This window comes from Acetobacter oeni (assembly GCF_011516825.1).
Classification (GTDB): Bacteria; Pseudomonadota; Alphaproteobacteria; order Acetobacterales; family Acetobacteraceae; genus Acetobacter; species Acetobacter oeni.
Window position 1 is genome coordinate 1 of the sequence record NZ_WOTA01000084.1, and the last position, 1,111, is coordinate 1,111.

The window sequence follows — 1,111 nt, forward strand, 5'->3', positions numbered from 1 at the left end:
CCCTCTAACAGCCTGTCGGGTTGAGCATTTGGGGGATGATAACGCCGAGGCTGGTCCGGCTCATGCGGCCTGGAGGCGTGCCATTCTTTTGCAGTTGTAGGCGTGGGCGATGAGGATCCATTCGGTGGTGACTTTTGCGAGGCCACGCAGGTGGAAACGCCTGAACCCCATGACGCTTTTGATGATCCCGAAGACCGGTTCGACGGTCTGTTTTCGCAGTTTGTAAAGTTCTCCGGCTTCCGTGGTTTCCAGTTTTTCCTTCATGGCGAGGCGCCAGGGTTTGGTTATCCGGCGTGGCTCTTTTTCTCCGGGAGGCGGTCGGAAATCGTAAGGCCTGCGGGCACATGGACGTCCGATAGCGACCAGCGGATCGACGCCCCGGTCCCGCAATCTCCTGACGGCTTTTCCGCTGGCGTAACCGGTGTCGGCGAGCACGGTCGCGGGAAGCCCTGTGGTTTTCTCCATCGCCAGCACCGTGTCGGCAAAGGACGGGGCATCGGCTGACGTGGCAACAACGCCGGTTGTCACGATCAGCTGGCTGCCTTCGGCGCAGACCACGGCCTGGGCATTGTAAGCCTGCCGGACTTCATGGGCATCGGAGCGCCGCATGAGACGGCTGTCGGGATCGGTCAGGCTGACCTGCCTCTCGGGTGGCGGTTCGTCATCGGGTGGTTTCGGCGCCCGGCCGCGCCGCCCGGTTTTCGCGTCATACGCGGCTTTCTTCTGCTCATATGCCGGTCGCGCCACTTCCGCCTGTTCCTTTGCCTCCGCTTCCAGCCGGGCGCAGGCTTCGTCCAGCTTCGCTTTCAGCGTTTCACGCCGGGCGAGCTCCTCAGGCAAAGCCTGCGGATCATTGTCCGTGGCGTCTGCACGCTCTGCCTGCTCCATCAGACCCGCGATGTCAGCCGCCAGCTTTTCTCGCAGGGCTTTGATCCGATCGTAGCGCACCCCGATGTCGCGATATGTGGCCCGCTCGATCCGGCGGGAGGAAAACAACCCGTTGGCGTAACTGAAGATCAGAAGCGCCAGCATCAGACGCGGATGATACTGCGCCTTCCCGCCGGTGCGCACCTGCATGAAAAACGCACTCATCGGAACCCGCTCAACGGCG

At 62.4% G+C, this 1,111-nt stretch carries 1 protein-coding gene; it reads right to left on the reverse strand.

Going from position 1 to position 1,111, the window contains the following annotated elements:
- Window positions 1-60: 60 nt before the first annotated feature.
- On the reverse strand, window positions 61-1,111 hold a 1,051-nt coding region (locus GOB90_RS18650), incomplete at its 5' end, for a transposase (RefSeq protein ID WP_173572223.1).